15 protein-coding genes and 1 rRNA gene are annotated in these 17,658 nt (G+C 32.7%); 8 read left to right on the top strand and 8 right to left on the bottom strand.

Annotated elements, in window-relative coordinates:
- Positions 1 to 93 precede the first annotated feature (93 nt).
- From rsmG to rpmH, 8 genes are all read right to left on the bottom strand, one after another.
- The gene (rsmG, locus tag BN1075_RS00690) at positions 94 to 813 is read right to left on the bottom strand and encodes a 16S rRNA (guanine(527)-N(7))-methyltransferase RsmG (RefSeq protein WP_040191103.1); all 720 of its coding nucleotides are present in this window, start codon (positions 811 to 813) and stop codon (positions 94 to 96) included.
- Between the two features lie 36 nt (positions 814 to 849).
- Complete coding sequence (mnmG, locus tag BN1075_RS00685) at positions 850 to 2,739, bottom strand: tRNA uridine-5-carboxymethylaminomethyl(34) synthesis enzyme MnmG (protein ID WP_040191102.1); 1,890 nt, start codon at positions 2,737 to 2,739, stop codon at positions 850 to 852.
- Positions 2,740 to 2,749: 10 nt separating this feature from the next.
- Positions 2,750 to 4,126, bottom strand: a complete 1,377-nt coding sequence (mnmE, locus tag BN1075_RS00680; RefSeq protein ID WP_040191101.1) for a tRNA uridine-5-carboxymethylaminomethyl(34) synthesis GTPase MnmE — start codon at positions 4,124 to 4,126, stop codon at positions 2,750 to 2,752.
- A 143-nt stretch (positions 4,127 to 4,269) separates the two neighbouring features.
- Entirely contained in the window at positions 4,270 to 4,896 is a 627-nt protein-coding gene (gene jag / locus BN1075_RS00675) for an RNA-binding cell elongation regulator Jag/EloR (RefSeq protein ID WP_040191100.1), read from the bottom strand.
- A gap of 35 nt (positions 4,897 to 4,931) precedes the next feature.
- Complete coding sequence (gene yidC / locus BN1075_RS00670; protein ID WP_040191099.1) at positions 4,932 to 5,594, bottom strand: membrane protein insertase YidC; 663 nt, start codon at positions 5,592 to 5,594, stop codon at positions 4,932 to 4,934.
- Positions 5,595 to 5,614: 20 nt separating this feature from the next.
- Entirely contained in the window at positions 5,615 to 5,824 is a 210-nt protein-coding gene (gene yidD / locus BN1075_RS00665) for a membrane protein insertion efficiency factor YidD (RefSeq protein ID WP_040191333.1), read from the bottom strand.
- Positions 5,796 to 6,155: a ribonuclease P protein component gene (rnpA, locus tag BN1075_RS00660; RefSeq protein WP_040191329.1), complete on the bottom strand. Its 360-nt coding sequence runs from the start codon at positions 6,153 to 6,155 to the stop codon at positions 5,796 to 5,798. The genes yidD and rnpA overlap by 29 nt, the downstream gene beginning before the upstream one ends.
- A 53-nt stretch (positions 6,156 to 6,208) precedes the next feature.
- The gene (gene rpmH / locus BN1075_RS00655) at positions 6,209 to 6,343 is read right to left on the bottom strand and encodes a 50S ribosomal protein L34 (RefSeq protein WP_040191098.1); all 135 of its coding nucleotides are present in this window, start codon (positions 6,341 to 6,343) and stop codon (positions 6,209 to 6,211) included.
- A 592-nt stretch (positions 6,344 to 6,935) separates the two neighbouring features.
- On the opposite strand from rpmH, the gene dnaA reads away from it, so the two are divergent.
- The 8 genes from dnaA to BN1075_RS00615 form a co-directional block, all read left to right on the top strand.
- Positions 6,936 to 8,279, top strand: a complete 1,344-nt coding sequence (gene dnaA, locus BN1075_RS00650) for a chromosomal replication initiator protein DnaA (RefSeq protein ID WP_040191097.1) — start codon at positions 6,936 to 6,938, stop codon at positions 8,277 to 8,279.
- 262 nt (positions 8,280 to 8,541) lie between these two features.
- The gene (gene dnaN / locus BN1075_RS00645; RefSeq protein WP_040191095.1) at positions 8,542 to 9,648 is read left to right on the top strand and encodes a DNA polymerase III subunit beta; all 1,107 of its coding nucleotides are present in this window, start codon (positions 8,542 to 8,544) and stop codon (positions 9,646 to 9,648) included.
- Positions 9,649 to 9,660: 12 nt separating this feature from the next.
- Entirely contained in the window at positions 9,661 to 9,867 is a 207-nt protein-coding gene (gene yaaA, locus BN1075_RS00640; protein ID WP_040191094.1) for a S4 domain-containing protein YaaA, read from the top strand.
- A gap of 144 nt (positions 9,868 to 10,011) precedes the next feature.
- On the top strand, positions 10,012 to 11,106 hold the full coding sequence (gene recF / locus BN1075_RS00635) for a DNA replication/repair protein RecF (RefSeq protein ID WP_040191093.1): 1,095 nt from the start codon (positions 10,012 to 10,014) through the stop codon (positions 11,104 to 11,106).
- A gap of 21 nt (positions 11,107 to 11,127) precedes the next feature.
- The gene (gene remB, locus BN1075_RS21335) at positions 11,128 to 11,391 is read left to right on the top strand and encodes an extracellular matrix regulator RemB (protein ID WP_040191092.1); all 264 of its coding nucleotides are present in this window, start codon (positions 11,128 to 11,130) and stop codon (positions 11,389 to 11,391) included.
- Between the two features lie 20 nt (positions 11,392 to 11,411).
- Positions 11,412 to 13,319 (top strand): DNA topoisomerase (ATP-hydrolyzing) subunit B, encoded by a 1,908-nt coding sequence (gene gyrB, locus BN1075_RS00625; protein WP_040191090.1) that lies wholly within the window; start codon positions 11,412 to 11,414, stop codon positions 13,317 to 13,319.
- Between the two features lie 30 nt (positions 13,320 to 13,349).
- Entirely contained in the window at positions 13,350 to 15,881 is a 2,532-nt protein-coding gene (gene gyrA, locus BN1075_RS00620; protein ID WP_040191089.1) for a DNA gyrase subunit A, read from the top strand.
- A gap of 803 nt (positions 15,882 to 16,684) precedes the next feature.
- Positions 16,685 to 17,658 (top strand): 16S ribosomal RNA (locus tag BN1075_RS00615); the annotation flags it as partial.

Here is a 17,658-nt window from a genome sequence, read left to right as displayed (position 1 = left end):
ATCCTTTTATGAAATTCCTCTATATACTATTCTATATGCAATGTTAAATTCCTCTTTATATATCAAAATTTCACCTAAATATTTTATTCCTGTTTATTTTATTGGATTTTTAGTTACCATTCCTGCTTTTCTAGGATATTTTTTAGGTGTATCCTTTATTTTTTTTACAACCAATAAATTATGCTTTAAATCGCTGCCTTCAATATCAACTTCAATTATTTTTTCTATTTTACCGCCTAGAGCTTTTAATGCACCTTCTGCTGCCTTTATTTCTTCTTCTATAGCTGGACCCTTTAATGCAACAAAGTACCCTCCAACTTTTACATATGGTAGGCAAAACTCTAACAATACTGTTAAGTTCGCTACTGCCCTTGAAACAGCAAGATCAAATCTTTGTCTATATTCAGCAGTCTGTGCAAAATCTTCTGCTCTTCCATGAATTGTTTTTATATTAGATAAGTTTAAGTCATTTATTACCTCATTTAAAAAATTTATTCTTTTATTTAAGGAGTCTAATAAGACCATTTTACTATCTTCCTTCACAATCCTCATTGGAATACCAGGAAATCCTCCCCCTGTTCCAATATCAATTATAGACTTTGCATTTTTTACATAATCACAATTAAAAACCTTTATTGAGTCAATAAAATGCTTTTTTATTATTTCTTCGTCATCAGTAATTGCAGTTAGATTTATTTTTTGATTCCATTCTTTTATAAGATCTTTATATTTAATAAATTTATTATACTTCTCTTCATCAAAGCTCAATCCCATACTTTGGCAAGCTTCGTTTAACATATCGAAATATTCCATGTTAACCTCCACATTAAACTAATAAATTAACTTAGCTTAGTTTTCTTCACTATTATTTCTTTTTTGCTGCTCTAAGAAAATTAATAAAACCGTAATATCAGCTGGTGATACACCTGATATCCTTGATGCCTGACCTATATTAGTCGGTCTAATATTATTCAACTTTTGTATTGCCTCTGTTCTAAGACCTTTTACTGTTGAATAATCAAGTTCTTCAGGTATCATCTTTGTCTCATATTTCTTAAATTGATTTATTTGTTCTAACTGTTTAGTAATGTATCCCTCATATTTAGAAATTATATTAACCTGCTCTGTTACTTGATCGCTTAATGGCTGTCTTTCAGGATCTATTTCAGCAACATTATAGTAATCTAATTCTGATCTTTTAATTAGCTCATATAAAGATGTCGGCTTCTTTAATGGTGCTGAAGCTTTACTCTCTAAAAACTCATTTATTTCTTTTTTATTTGTAACTTGAACATTTTTTAGTCTTTCAACCTCTGCTTCAATTTCTGCTCTTTTCTTCGTAAATGCAGCATATCTTTCTTCAGTAACAAGACCAACTTCATATCCAATATCCGTAAGCCTTAAATCAGCATTATCTTGTCTTAAAAGCAGTCTATATTCTGATCTTGAAGTCATCATTCTATAAGGTTCATTAGTTCCTTTTGTAACTAAATCATCAACTAGAACTCCTATATAAGCATCAGATCGCTTTAATATTAGAGGTTCTTTACCTTTAATTTTTAAAGCTGCATTTATACCTGCTAAAATACCTTGACCAGCAGCTTCTTCATATCCGGAGCTTCCATTTACCTGGCCTGCTGAGAATAATCCATCTATGTGCTTAAACTCTAAAGATAACTTTAATTGAGTAGGGTCTATACAATCATACTCTATTGCATAACCTGTTCTCATAACCTCAACATTCTCAAGACCATCAATAGTTCTTAAAAAGGCTATTTGTACATCTTCTGGAAGTGAACTGCTCATACCTTGAACATACATTTCTTCTGTTCCTTCACCTTCTGGTTCGATAAATAACTGATGTCTATCTTTATCTCTAAATCTCATAACCTTATCTTCTATAGAAGGACAATATCTTGGACCTGTACTCTTTATAGATCCATTATATAATGGTGATCTATCTATATTAGCAAGTATAACTTCATGAGTTCTCTCATTTGTATAAGTTAAATAGCAGCTTACCTGGTCTCTAGTAATGTCACCACTCATAAATGAAAATGGAACTACTTTTTCATCTCCATTTTGAATTTCCATCTTAGAAAAATCAACAGATCTAGCATTAATTCTTGCTGGTGTACCTGTTTTAAACCTTCTTAAAGAAATACCTAAATCTATTAAAGAATTAGATAATTCATTAGCTGGGAATAATCCGGCTGGCCCTTCATTTACAACAACTTCACCAATAATTACATTAGACTTTAAATATGTCCCTGAAGTTAAAATTATAGCTTTACAAGTAAAGTAAGCTCCATACTTAGTCATTACACCTTTAACTACATTGTTTTCAACATCAATACTTGTTACTTCAAGTTGTCTTAAATCTAAGTTAGGCTCTGTTTCTATAACATGTTTCATTGTTTCAGAATATCTTCTTTTATCAGCTTGAGCTCTTAATGAATGTACAGCTGGCCCCTTTGATAAATTAAGCATTCTTGACTGAATATAAGTCTTATCTATATTTCTACCCATTTCTCCGCCTAAAGCGTCAATTTCTCTAACTAAGTGACCCTTAGCCGTCCCCCCTATGTTAGGGTTACATGGCATAAATCCAACACTATCTAAGTTTAAAGTGCACATAAGTGTCTTTAAACCCATTCTTGCAGTTGCTAATGCAGCTTCACAACCTGCATGGCCTGCACCTATAACAACTACATCATAATCGCCTGCAAAATACTTCATATTTTCACCTCTATTTACCTAGACAGAAATCCTTAAATATCTTGTCTATTATATTTTCTTCTAGGGAATCCCCCGTAATCTCTCCTAGAAATGTCCATGCATTTCTTATGTCAATAGATGCTAGGTCTATTGCAAATGTATTTTTTAGAATATCTATTGCACTAACAATACTCTCATAAGCTCTAAATAATGATTCCTTATGTCTTGTATTAGTTATTATAACATTGTTTGATGCTATTTCGCCTTTAAAGAAAAGTTCCTTAATTGCATTTCTAACGTCATCAATTCCTTCACCAGTCTTAGCTGATATTCTAAAAATATTTTTACTGTTTAAACTAGCTAAATCATCTTTATTTATTTTGCTGTTTAAATCACTCTTGTTCAATAATACCATATATTTTTTATCACTTATATGATTAATAATTTCCTTGTCTTCCTCGCTTAGCCCTCTGCTGGAATCTAATATAAGTATAATTAAGTCAGCTTCCTTTATCTTTTCTCTTGATCTTTCAACACCAATCTTTTCGACTACATCTTCTGTTTCCCTTATCCCTGCAGTATCTACTATTTTTATAGGTACTCCTGAAATATTTATATATTCTTCTATAACATCTCTTGTAGTTCCTGGTATATCCGTAACTATGGCTCTATTTTCTCTTGTTAGTGCATTAAGTAATGACGACTTACCTACATTAGGTTTACCTACAATTACTGTGCTTAAGCCCTCACGTAATATCTTACCTTCCTCTGCCGTATCTATTAATCTTTTTAGCTCTGCCTTAACAACTTCTAAATCCTTAATTCCCATCTCAGCTGTAACTTCCTCTAAATCATCTTCTGGATAATCTACGGTAGCTTCAATATGAGCTATAGTTGAAATAAGACTTTCTCTTAACGATCCTATTTCCTTGGAAATAATTCCCTCGCTCTGCATTAAAGCAGACTTCATGCTTAAATCAGTTTTTGCATTTATTATATCAATAACTGCTTCTGCCTGTGATAAATCTATTCTTCCATTCAAAAACGCTCGTTTAGTAAACTCACCAGGCTCTGCAAGTCTAACCCCTTGCTTTATTACTTGTTCTAAAACTCTTTTGGTTGCAACAACCCCACCATGACAGTTAATTTCTATGGTGTCTTCAGCAGTAAAGCTTCTTGGTCCTTTCATAAAAGAAACTATAACTTCATCAACATGATTTCCATCCTCATCTATAATGTGTCCGTATCTCATAGTATAGCTCTTCATGTCCATAAGAGACTTTCCGTTTTTAGCTTTGAATATTTTATCTATGAACTCTCTAGCTTTATCGCCAGAAACTCTTATTACAGCTAATCCACCTTCTCCAATACTGGTTGATATAGCTCCTATTGTATCAAAATCCTTCATCTCATTACCTCCCATTAAAGAATAATATACCCTATCGATTTCATTTGTTTTATATAATTAAACATATTACAATACTTTTACTATAAATTGTACCCACAAATACTCATTGTATCACATAGTACATAAAATAAAAAGAAAGCCATTTAGGCTTTCTTTAACTCGATAACAACTCTTCTGTATGGTTCATCACCTTCACTGTGAGTTGTTACATATTCATTATTTTGAAGTGTAGAGTGTATAACTCTTCTCTCATATGGATTCATAGGTTCAAGCTTAAGTGTTTTTCCACTTACCCTAACCTTATCTCCCATTTTATTTGCTAACCTCTTAAGAGTATCTTGTCTTGTCTGTCTATAGTTAGCAGTATCAAGAATTACTCTTTTGTATGTTTCATCATGATTTTTATTTACAACTAAGCTTACTAAATATTGAAGGGAATCTAAGGTTTCGCCTCTATAACCAATTAAAACACCCATATTAGGTCCTACTAAATCGATTTTTAATTCATCATTTTCTTCCTTAGCATGAATTTCTGCCTTTATCTTCATAGCATTTAATACACCTCTAAGGAACTTAGTTGCATCACCAGCACTATCCCTCTTTAAGGTAACTCTTACCTTAGCTGGCTTAACCCCTATTATGTTTAAAAAACCTTTGCTACCTTCTTCTAAGATCTCAATTTCAACCTTATCTTGGGTAACATTTAATTCCTTCAAAGCATTTTGTATAGCTTCTTCAGTTGTTTTCCCCATGGTTTCTATATTTTTCATGATTTAGATACCGCCTTTCAATAATAAACTCTTTATTATGCAGCTTTAGAATTAGGCTTTGTGTAAATTTTATTTAAAACATATGACTGACCCATTTGGAATATGTTTGATACTGTCCAGTAAAGAACTAAAGCTCCTGGGAACTTTATAGACATAAATCCAAAGAATATAGCCATACCAGTAGTCATCATTGCAGTTGAATTAGGTCCATCTCCAGTTGAAGGTGACATTATCTTACTTGAGAAGTAAGTAGTTAAACCTGATAATATTGGTAATATATATGTTGGATCTGGTGCCATTAAATCTTTCATCCATAAGAATCCTGCACCCTGATAATCGAATTGCTGGAATACATAAAATAGCGCGATTATTAATGGGAATTGGATAAGCATTGGTAAACATCCGCCTAATGGAGAAATATCGTTATCCTTATATAACTTCATCATTTCAGTCTGCTGTCTTTGTGGGTCATTCTTATATCTATCTTGAATCTTTTTTAGTTCTGGTTGAATAACACCCATCTTAGCAGTAGTTTTGCTTTGCTTTAAAGATAATGGTAATAAGCATATTCTCGCAATTATCGTAAATAATATTATTGCAATACCAAATGATACATTTGGGTTAGAAGTAAACATTTCTACAAAATGATGTACAGCTACAAACCCCTGTTGAAATATGCCTGATAAAAAGTCAGTCAAATTAACCCCTCCTAAATTTTCTATTTAACGGGGTCATAGCCACCTTTATGATATGGATGACACCGTAAAATTCTCTTAATGGCCATAAAACCTCCTTTGAAAGCCCCATACTTTTCAATTGCCTGCATAGCATACTCAGAACAAGTAGGAGTATATATGCAACAAGGTGCCTTCATAGGAGATATATTTTTTCTATAAAATTTAATTACTATTAGTAATAATTTTTTCAACATTATTAAGACCTGATTTCTTGAATAGATACTTCACCGAATTTTCAATATCTTTATAAGATTTGTCTCTTGAAGCACTTCTTGCAACAAAAACTAAATCATATCCCTGCTTCAAATCTTGTTTATTAAGTCTAGCACTTTCACTTATAAGTCTTTTGACTCTACTTCTAACTACACTTTTTCCGACCTTCTTACTTACAGATATCCCAATTCTATTTATGCCTTTATTATTTTTAAATACATATAATACAAGTGTGGCTGTAGCAAAAGATCTTCCTCTTCTATATACTAATCTAAATTCAGGATTCTTTCTTAGCCTTTCTTCTTTCATCGGTTCCGTTGCTCTCTTTCTTAGATTACAGAAAAAGGCCACAAAAGCGGCCCTTATGCTGTCAATTTCTTTCTTCCTTTAAGTCTTCTTCTTCTAAGAACGTTTCTTCCAGAAGCGGTACTCATTCTCTTTCTGAATCCGTGCTCTTTCTTTCTTTGTCTTTTCTTAGGTTGGTAAGTCATGAACATGTGCTGCACCCCCTTCTTTATATCCTAAGTTATTTATAGTAATTAACTTATAACTACTTTGTAAGTTTCACTATTAGATTATAAATGTTCGCAAGTTCAATGTCAAGATAGCTTATTAGAACAATTTATTACATTAGTAATATGTCATCTTTTTTTAGTTTTTAAACCTTATTGTTATTAAAATTTCCACAAATATCACTTTTTTGTGGATAACTTATTGAACCTCTCTCCATCTTTTGATATTATAAAGAGAGCATTGTTGATAATTTGTTTTTTGTACAAGTTATTCACAGGCTGTTGATGAAATTGTGAATAACTTTCAAAATTCATTTATTTTTTGATTTTTTTTACGGAATAATGCTATTTTAAAGGTATTTTGCCTGTGTATAACTTTATATTTAACACTGTTAGTAATGTATCTTTACAAATAATTATCCAATAAATTATAAACATGTGAATAAAAATTTTAACAATAGTAAACAACTCTAATGTATATATGCAGTGTTGTTGATACTCTTGTGAATTTTTATATGTTTTTGCGACAAATTATATGACATATATTATATATAAATATTTAATAGGAGGATACAGAATGAACACCTATGTAAAGGAAATATGGGAAAAGGCATTAGAAATACTTAAAGCTGAATTAACCGAAGTAAGTTTTAATACTTGGATAAAAAGCATTGACCCACTTAATATAACAGATTCATCTATCACTCTTGGTGTTCGTAACGACTTCACTAAGGACATATTAGAAAACAGGTATAAGGATCTAATAAAGAATTCAATTCAAGCAGCATGCAATAAATCTTATACAATAAATTTTGTAATTATATCAGAAGAGGCAACGGATGAACTCCCAAAGGTAACCCCTAAAAAGCAAAATTTAGTTGTAAATGATGAAATGTCTGCTACCTTAAATCCAAAGTATACATTTGATTCTTTTGTCATTGGTAATAGTAATAGATTTGCTCATGCAGCTTCTTTAGCTGTTGCTGAATCACCAGCTAAAGCCTATAACCCACTATTTATATATGGTGGTGTTGGACTTGGTAAAACGCATTTAATGCACGCCATTGGAAGCTATATAAAACAAGCAAATTCTAGGTCAAAAGTAGTATATGTGTCCTCAGAGAAATTCACTAATGAGCTGATTAACTCAATTAAAGATGATAAAAATGTAGAGTTTAGAAATAAATATAGAAATGTAGATGTTCTTTTAATAGATGATATACAGTTTATTGCTGGTAAGGAGTCAACTCAAGAAGAGTTTTTCCATACCTTTAATGCACTTCACGATGCCAATAAACAAATTATTCTTTCAAGTGATAGACCACCAAAAGAAATTCCTACATTAGAAGACAGACTTAGATCTAGATTCGAATGGGGTCTTATAGCTGATATACAGCCACCTGATTTTGAAACAAGAATAGCCATCCTAAAAAAGAAAGCTGATGTTGAAAATCTTAACATCCCTAATGAAGTTATGGTTTATATAGCAACACAAATAAAGTCTAACATTAGAGAACTTGAGGGAGCATTAATACGAATCGTAGCCTACTCTTCATTAACTAATAAAGAAATTAGTGTGGATCTAGCTTCCGAAGCGTTGAAAGACATAATTTCGAATAAAAATTCTAGACAAATAACAATTGGATTAATTCAAGATATTGTCTCTAGCTACTATAATTTAAAGGTTGAAGATTTCAAATCAGCAAGAAGAACAAGAAATGTTGCTTTCCCAAGACAAATAGCAATGTATCTTTCAAGAAAACTTACTGATACTTCACTTCCTAAGATAGGCGAAGAGTTTGGTGGAAGAGATCATACAACAGTTATCCACGCCTACGAAAAAATATCTCAAAACTTAAAAAGGGATGAAAGCCTTCAAACAGCTGTGGCTGAGCTTACAAAAAGGATTAATCAAAAGTAATTAATCACAGCTGTTATTACTTTTTGATAAAATTCTGTGGATTGCTTACAAAAAACATATATTGAACTTAACATTGTGGATAACTGATAACATCGTTGCATCTTTTATCCACAATATTTTTACCAAAAAAGTCGTTGATTCTGTAAGGGTTGAAGCACTTATTAACAAACTAACAGCCCCTACTACTACTACTACTAAATAATATTAATATATCTTAGCTATTAAAGGCTATTTTTCTGTGTGTATAAAAGGAGGATTTAAAATGAAATTTTTAATAGAAAAAAGCGTACTTCAAGAAGCTATATCTGATGTTCAAAAGGCAATAACAGGTAAATCAACATTACCAATACTTCAGGGTATTTATATATCAGCTAAAAATGGAATGGTAACATTAATTGGTTCTGATATAGAAGTAAGTATTGAAACAAAGGTTTCTGCCAATGTTATTGAAGAGGGAGAAGTAGTTCTTGATTCTAGACTATTTGGAGAGATTGTAAGGAAACTTCCTAACGATACAGTTGAATTAGCTACTATAAATGATTCAGAAATTGAGTTAAAGTGCCAAAAATCAAATGTTCAGCTAGTATACTTAAATCCAAGTGAATATCCAAGTCTACCAAGTATAGATGAAGATGTTGTTCTTACTGTTTCTCAAAAAACATTAAAAAACATGATTAAATCAACTATCTTTGCTATAGCTCAAGATGATACAAGGCCAATTTTAACTGGTGTTCTTCTTCAGGTTAAAGAAGGAAAATTGAACATGGTAGCATTGGATGGATTTAGAGTTGCACTTAAGAGTGAGAATATGGACTGCTCATTTAATAAGGAATCGGTAGTTCCAGGAAAGACACTAAACGAAGTATCAAAAATTCTTAAAGATAATGATGACAATGTACAAATTACATTTACTAAAAACCAAATATTATTTAACTTTGGAAACACTAAAGTTATATCAAGGCTATTAGAAGGTGACTTCATAAAATACGAGGCAATAATACCTAAAGAGCATAATCTAAAAGTCACTGTTAGAAGAGATGAAATTTTAGGTTGTATAGAAAGAGCTTCTTTAATGGCTAAGGATGGAAATACTAACCTAGTAAAACTAGATATTGCTGATGACACTTTAGTAGTTACATCTAATTCTCAATTGGGAAAAGCTAGAGAAGAAATGCAGATAATTTTGCAAGGTGAGGGATTAAAAATTGCATTTAACTCTAAGTACTTAATAGATGTATTTAAAATAATGGATGAGGAAACTATAGTAATGGAGTTTACTTCACCAGTTACCCCTTGCGTTATAAGAAACTTAGAAAGTGATAATAGTGTATATTTATTACTTCCAGTTAGAGTTGCAAATCACAATTAAGGTGGGAAAATTATGATAGAGATAAAAATCGACACAGAGTTTATTAAACTAGACTCATTTTTAAAGTTTGCTGGAGCTACAACTTTGGGATCAGAATCTAAATTTTTTATTCAAAATGGAGATGTAAAAGTTAATGGTGAAGTAGAACTTAGAAGAGGAAAAAAACTTTACCCTGGAGATAAAATCGAGTTCCAAGGTGAAACTTATACTGTTTTATAGAGTGAAAAGGCTGAGATATAAATCAGCCTTTGAATATTTATATATAAACTTAGTAAACTTGAGATATTGGTGGCGAATTATATTTTTATAGTAATATTTACACTTAGAATATATATTATGATATAATTTTAGGTGGGTGTTTTTATGTACGTTAAATATTTAAACTTGATAAATTTTAGAAATTATAAAAATATGACTATCGAATTATGCGATGGAACTAATGTATTTCAAGGAGATAATGCTCAAGGAAAGACGAATATTCTTGAGTCATTATACTATTCAAGCATAGGAAAATCACATAGAACTAATAAGGACAAAGAACTTATAGGATGGAATAGTGAAGAAGCTTATATTGGAGCATATATAGTTAAAGAGCGATTAGATAAAAAAATTAATATAAAACTTTTTAAAGACGGAAAGAAAGCCATAAATATTAATTCGATTAAAATAGCTAAGCTACAAGATCTTATGGGAGTTTTAAATGTTGTTATGTTTTCACCAGAAGATTTAGATATAGTTAAAGATTCACCATCCTACCGAAGACGTTTTTTAGATATTGAATTATGTAAGCTTGATAAAAAATATTATTATTGTTTATCGTCTTATAAAAAAGTTTTAAATGAGCGTAATGTGATTTTAAAGAGATTTAGCGGTAATGAAGATATGATTGATATCTATGATATTAGATTAGCTGAATTCGGAAGTTATATAGTTTCAAAGAGATTAGAATATATAAAAAAATTAAATGATTTTTCTAAAGACATTCATAATGATATAACTCAAGGTAAAGAAGAAATAAAATTTGAATACTTAATGCAGCTTAAAAGTATAGAGGACATAAAAGAATCATTATACGAGCTTATTAAGGCTAATAGGAAAAAAGATATAGAAAAAAGAGTTACGTCAGTGGGACCACATAGGGATGATTTTTCAATATTAATAAATGACGTAGATGTAAAAACTTATGGTTCACAAGGTCAGCAAAGGACCTCAGTGTTAACTATAAAATTTGCATCATTACGAATTATAAAAGATTTAATAGGCGAATACCCTTTATTATTACTTGACGATGTATTGTCTGAATTAGATTCAAAAAGGCAAGAATATATATTAAAGTCTATAAATGGTATACAAACCTTAATTACGTGTACCGGGATTTCAGATATTAAAAGACATTTAAAAAATAACAACATGAAAATATATAATGTGGATCAAGGAAGTTTAAGAGAAATAAAATAAAGTAGTTAGGGGGGAGAAACTATGTTTTTACATCTAGGAGAGAATGTAGTTGTACCAGTAAAGGATATAATAGGTATTTTTGATTATGAATCTTCAAGATATGGATCGGATACTAATCAGTTTATAAGATTAGCAGAGGAAGATGGATTTGTGGAAAGAGTAACTAACGAGAATCCTAAATCATTTATTATAGCTGAAGTTGATAAAATGAGTAAAATTTATATGTCCCCTATATCATCGACAACTTTATGTAAAAGGGCAAATTTATCATACTGTGAACTTTAGGGTAAGTTAGGAGGAGAGCTATGAGCAATAATGAAAGATATGATGAAAATCAGATTCAGGTGTTAGAGGGACTTGAAGCTGTAAGAAAAAGACCGGGTATGTACATTGGAAGTACAAGTAGTAGAGGTCTTCATCATTTGGTATATGAAATCGTTGATAATAGTATAGATGAGGCATTAGCTGGTTTTTGTAATAATATTGAGGTTACTATACATGAGGATAATTCAATAACAGTTAGTGATGACGGAAGAGGTATGCCAGTTGGGATGCATCCTAAAATGCACATACCGACTGTTGAGGTTATAATGACTGTTCTTCACGCAGGTGGAAAATTTGGAGGCGGAGGATACAAGGTATCTGGTGGTCTTCACGGGGTAGGTGCATCTGTTGTTAATGCACTTTCATCATTATGTACAGTAACAGTAAAAAGAGAAGGTTCTATATGGAGTCAAAGCTTCGAGAGAGGTAAGCCAATAACAACACTTGAAAATGTTGGCACTACAGAGGAACATGGAACAACAACTCACTTTGTACCTGATGATGAAATATTTGAAACAGTAGAATTTGAATATGAAACTTTATCCCAAAGGCTTAGAGAGCTAGCATTCCTTAACAAGGGGATAAATATAAAAATAAGAGATGAGAGAGATGGAAAGCACAATGAGTTCCATTATGAAGGTGGAATAAAGTCCTTTGTTGAGTACTTGAACAGAAATAAAGGTAAAATTCATGATGAGCCTGTTTATATTGAGGGAATAAAGGATACGACTTCAGTAGAAATTGCGTTCCAATATAATGATACTTACAATGAAAATTTATTCACCTTTGCTAACAATATTGATACAGCAGAAGGTGGTACACACCTTGTTGGATTTAAGACTGCTTTAACAAGAGTTTTAAATGATTATGCTAAAAAGTTTGGTTTCTTAAAAGAAAATGATAAAAACCTAAGTGGTGAAGATGTAAGAGAAGGTCTTACAGCTGTAATATCAGTTAAAATTACAGAACCTCAATTTGAAGGTCAAACAAAAACTAAGCTAGGTAACAGCGAAGTAAGAGGAATTGTTGAATCAATAATGGGGGAAGTAGTAAGTGCATTCCTTGAAGAAAATCCATCAGTAGGTAAATCAATCATAGATAAGGGATTGAATGCTGCGAGGGCTAGAGAAGCTGCTAAAAAGGCAAGAGAGCTTACAAGAAGAAAGTCAGTTTTAGAAAGCACAAGTTTACCTGGTAAGCTTGCGGATTGTTCATCTAAAGATCCTTCTGAGTGTGAAATTTACATCGTAGAGGGAGACTCAGCGGGAGGTTCTGCAAAGCAAGGAAGAGATAGAAAGTTCCAAGCTATTCTTCCACTGAGAGGAAAAATAATGAACATTGAGAAGCAGAGACTTGATAAGATATTAGCTTCAGATTCAATAAGATCAATGATAACTGCTTTTGGAGCCGGGGTTGGAAAAGATTTCGATGTAACTAAAATAAGGTATAATAAAATAATAATAATGACAGATGCTGACGTAGATGGAGCACATATTAGAACTCTTTTATTAACGTTCTTCTATAGGTACATGAGAGAGCTTGTTGATAAGGGTCATGTGTTTATTGCTCAGCCACCTCTATACAAGGTAAAAAAAGGTAAGGTTGAAAAATATACTTATAGTGATAGAGAACTTGAAGAAGTTCTTAATGAAATTGGTGGAAAAGACAGCAATACTGATATACAGAGATATAAAGGTCTTGGAGAAATGAACCCAGAACAATTATGGTCAACTACAATGGATCCATCACAGAGAACCCTTTTAAAGGTGACTGTTGAAGATGCAATGGCTGCAGATGAGATATTTACAATACTTATGGGAGATAAGGTTGAGCCACGTAGAGAGTTTATTCAAGATAATGCTAACCAAGTTAGCAATCTAGATATATAGTATTGAGCTAGTGTTAAGGTAGGTGGAAAAATGGATACTATAGATAAAATAATACCCGTTGATATACAACATGAAATGAAAAAGTCCTATATAGATTATGCCATGAGTGTTATTGTTGGGAGAGCTTTACCAGACGTTAGGGATGGTCTTAAGCCTGTTCACAGAAGAATACTATATTCTATGAATGAACTTGGTATTACTTATGAAAAAGGATATAGAAAATGTGCCAGAATAGTCGGAGACGTACTAGGTAAATATCACCCACACGGTGATAGTTCTGTTTACGATGCTTTAGTTAGAATGGCTCAGGACTTCTCTATAAGATATATGCTTGTAGATGGTCATGGTAACTTTGGATCAGTTGACGGTGACGGGGCAGCGGCAATGAGATATACTGAGGCTAAGATGAGTAAAATCACTAGCCAGATGCTTCGTGACATAAATAAAAACACAGTAGATTTTATTCCTAACTTTGATGGTGAGGAATTAGAACCTGTAGTTTTACCAGCTAGATTTCCAGCATTACTTGTTAATGGGTCTTCAGGAATAGCTGTTGGTATGGCAACAAACATACCACCACACAATCTCGTGGAGGTTATTAATGCTGTAATAATGTTGATTGATGATCCAGAAGCTACAGTGGCTGACTTCATGACTCATATCAAGGGTCCAGATTTCCCAACGGGCGGAATAATACTTGGTAAGAGTGGTATAAGAAGTGCTTATGAAACTGGTAGAGGAAGAATACTAGTAAGATCTAAAGCTGAAATAGAAGAACATAATGGAAGAAATAGAATAATAGTTTCTGAGATACCATACATGGTTAACAAAGCTAATCTAATAGAGAATATTGCTAACCTTGTAAAAGATAAAAAGATAGATGGAATATCTGATTTAAGAGATGAGTCAGATAGAGATGGTATGAGAATTGTTATAGAACTAAAAAGAGATGCAAATGCAAATGTAGTTCTAAACAGATTATATAAACATACAAAAATGCAAGATACTTTTGGTGTAATAATGCTTGCCTTAGTTAATAATGAACCAAAGGTACTTAACTTAAAAGAAATACTAGTTAATTATTTAAATCACCAAAAAGATGTAGTAACTAGAAGAACTATATTTGAATTAGATAAGGCTAATGCTAGGGCTCACATCTTAGAAGGTTTAAGGATAGCGCTTGATCATATTGATGAAGTTATAACTTTAATCAGAGGATCTAAGACAGGTCAAGAAGCTAAGGATGGATTAATGAGTAAGTTTAACTTAACGGAAAAACAAGCTCAAGCAATTCTTGATTTAAGACTTCAAAGATTAACTGGATTAGAAAGAGATAAAATTGAGGATGAGTATAGTGAGTTAATGAAAACAATAGCTTATTTACAATCAATTTTAAATAGTGAAGAGGTTCTTCTTGGAATAATCAAAGATGAATTAGTTGAAGTAAAGGCTAAATATGGAGATGAAAGAAGAACTCAGATTGAGAAAAATCCTTATAGCTTTGAAGATGAAGATTTAATTGATGATGATGAGATAGTTATAACATTAACTCATGGAGGATATGTTAAGAGATTACCTGCAGATACCTATAACGCTCAAAGAAGAGGGGGAAGAGGTATACAGGGAGTTGCAGCTAAAGAGGATGACTTTGTAGAGCATATCTTAGTAACTAAGACTCTTCAAAACATAATATTCTTCTCTAATAAAGGTAAGGCATATAAACTTAAGGCTTATGAAATTCCAGAGGCAGGAAGAACAGCTAAAGGTATGAACATAGTTAACCTACTTCCGCTAGAAGCTGGTGAGAATATACAAGCAGTTATGTCTATAAAGACCTTTGATAGTGATAATTATCTTATGATGGGAACTAAGTCTGGTATGGTTAAGAAAACATCACTAGACAAGTTTGAAAATATAAGAAAGAATGGATTAAACGCCATAAATCTTAAAGAGGATGATGAAATAGTTGGAGTTAGAATAACTAAGGGTGACGATGAAGTTCTATTTGTAACTAAGGATGGATACTCTATAAGATTTAGAGAAGAAGAAGTTAGAAATATGGGTAGAACTACTACTGGAGTTAAAGCTATAACTCTTAGAGAAGGAGATTTTGCAGTATCAATGGTTATTGCGAAAGAGGAAGAAGAACTTCTAGTAGTTAGTGAAAAAGGCTTTGGTAAGAGAACTGCAATAGCAAACTATACACTTCAAAGAAGAGGTGGAAAAGGACTTAAAACCTACAAAATAACAGAAAAGACTGGAAGCGTTGTAAGTGGAAGAGTTGTAAAAGACCTTGATGAAATGATGTTAATAAATAGTGATGGTATAGTTATAAGAATAAATGTAAGTGATATATCTACAACAGGAAGAAACGCAATGGGTGTTACTTTAATGAAAACTGGTGAAGATGTAAATATAGTTGCAGTAGCTAAAATTAATTACAATAGTGAAAAACCTCAAGATGAGCAGCTTAGTTTAGAGGCTGTTAATGAAGAGAGTGAAAATCTAGAATCAGCAGTTGAAGCTCTAGATACTGATCTAGAGAAAAATGATGATATTTAATTATAAATATATAATTAAATAATTAATTCGATTAAAGTCCAATAAGCTTAACTTAATAGATTATTAAGTTAAGCTTATTTTTATATTTAAGATAACTAAACTTTTTAGAGTTTTAGTAATTTAAACAATGGAGCGATATTATTTAGATAAAATCCCAAAAATAAACTATTAATAATATAAGTTACTGTACATAAGTATAAATTAGAGTTAAAAAATAGTAATTTGATATGTATTTATTAATAGAATATATAAACATATCCATGTGTATCTATATGCGAATTTAGGAGAAAATAAAAGCATTTAATAGTATGGAAAGAATAATATGCATAAATAAAATATATTATAACTTTTGAGGTTAATTTATCATGATAATATATGTCTTGTCGCTGAGATACACAGCAACAAAGCAACAAACAAGTTAAAAAAAACTTAAAAAAGTTGTTGACAGACATGGATGTGTCTGATAGAATAATAAAGGTAGTCAGCTGAAAGGCTGAAAACAAGAATTGGTCTTTGAAAATTAAACAGAGAAATAAAGGTAAAACCAGTTAATTTCGATAGAGATAATCTATCAATAAATGACTTTANAACTTATTAAAAAGTTTTAAAAAAGTTGTTGACAGGTGCGAAAGCCTCTGGTAAAATAATAAAAGTCGTCGGAAGTAAACGACGAAGAAAAAGAATTGGTCTTTGAAAATTAAACAGAGAAATAAAGGTAAAACCAGTTAATTTCGATAGAGATAATCTATCAATAAATGACTTTAACAAGTCAGCGAAACAATTAGAGCGCAGCTCAAACTTTTTAAATTGAGAGTTTGATCCTGGCTCAGGACGAACGCTGGCGGCGTGCCTAACACATGCAAGTCGAGCGATGAAGCCCTTCGGGGTGGATTAGCGGCGGACGGGTGAGTAACACGTGGGTAACCTGCCTTGTAGAGGGGGATAGCCTTCCGAAAGGAAGATTAATACCGCATAACATCTTTTTATCGCATGGTAGAAAGATCAAAGGAGCAATCCGCTACAAGATGGACCCGCGGCGCATTAGCTAGTTGGTGAGGTAACGGCTCACCAAGGCGACGATGCGTAGCCGACCTGAGAGGGTGATCGGCCACATTGGAACTGAGACACGGTCCAGACTCCTACGGGAGGCAGCAGTGGGGAATATTGCGCAATGGGGGAAACCCTGACGCAGCAACGCCGCGTGAATGAAGAAGGCCTTAGGGTTGTAAAGTTCTGTTTACGGGGACGATAATGACGGTACCCGTGGAGGAAGCCACGGCTAACTACGTGCCAGCAGCCGCGGTAATACGTAGGTGGCAAGCGTTGTCCGGATTTACTGGGCGTAAAGGATGCGTAGGCGGATGTTTAAGTGAGATGTGAAATACCCGGGCTCAACTTGGGTGCTGCATTTCAAACTGGACATCTAGAGTGCGGGAGAGGAAAGCGGAATTCCTAGTGTAGCGGTGAAATGCGTAGAGATTAGGAAGAACACCAGTGGCGAAGGCGGCTTTCTGGACCGTAACTGACGCTGAGGCATGAAAGCGTGGGGAGCAAACAGGATTAGATACCCTGGTAGTCCACGCCGTAAACGATGAATACTAGGTGTAGGAGGTATCAACTCCTTCTGTGCCGCAGTTAACACAATAAGTATTCCGCCTGGGAAGTACGATCGCAAGATTAAAACTCAAAGGAATTGACGGGGGCCCGCACAAGCAGCGGAGCATGTGGTTTAATTCGAAGCAACGCGAAGAACCTTACCTAGACTTGACATCTCCTG

Source organism: Clostridium culturomicium, assembly GCF_000821305.1.
GTDB lineage: Bacteria > Bacillota > Clostridia > Clostridiales > Clostridiaceae > Clostridium_J > Clostridium_J culturomicium.
The sequence above is the reverse complement of the archived record's forward strand: the minus strand, read 5'-3'. Positions and strand labels throughout refer to the sequence as shown.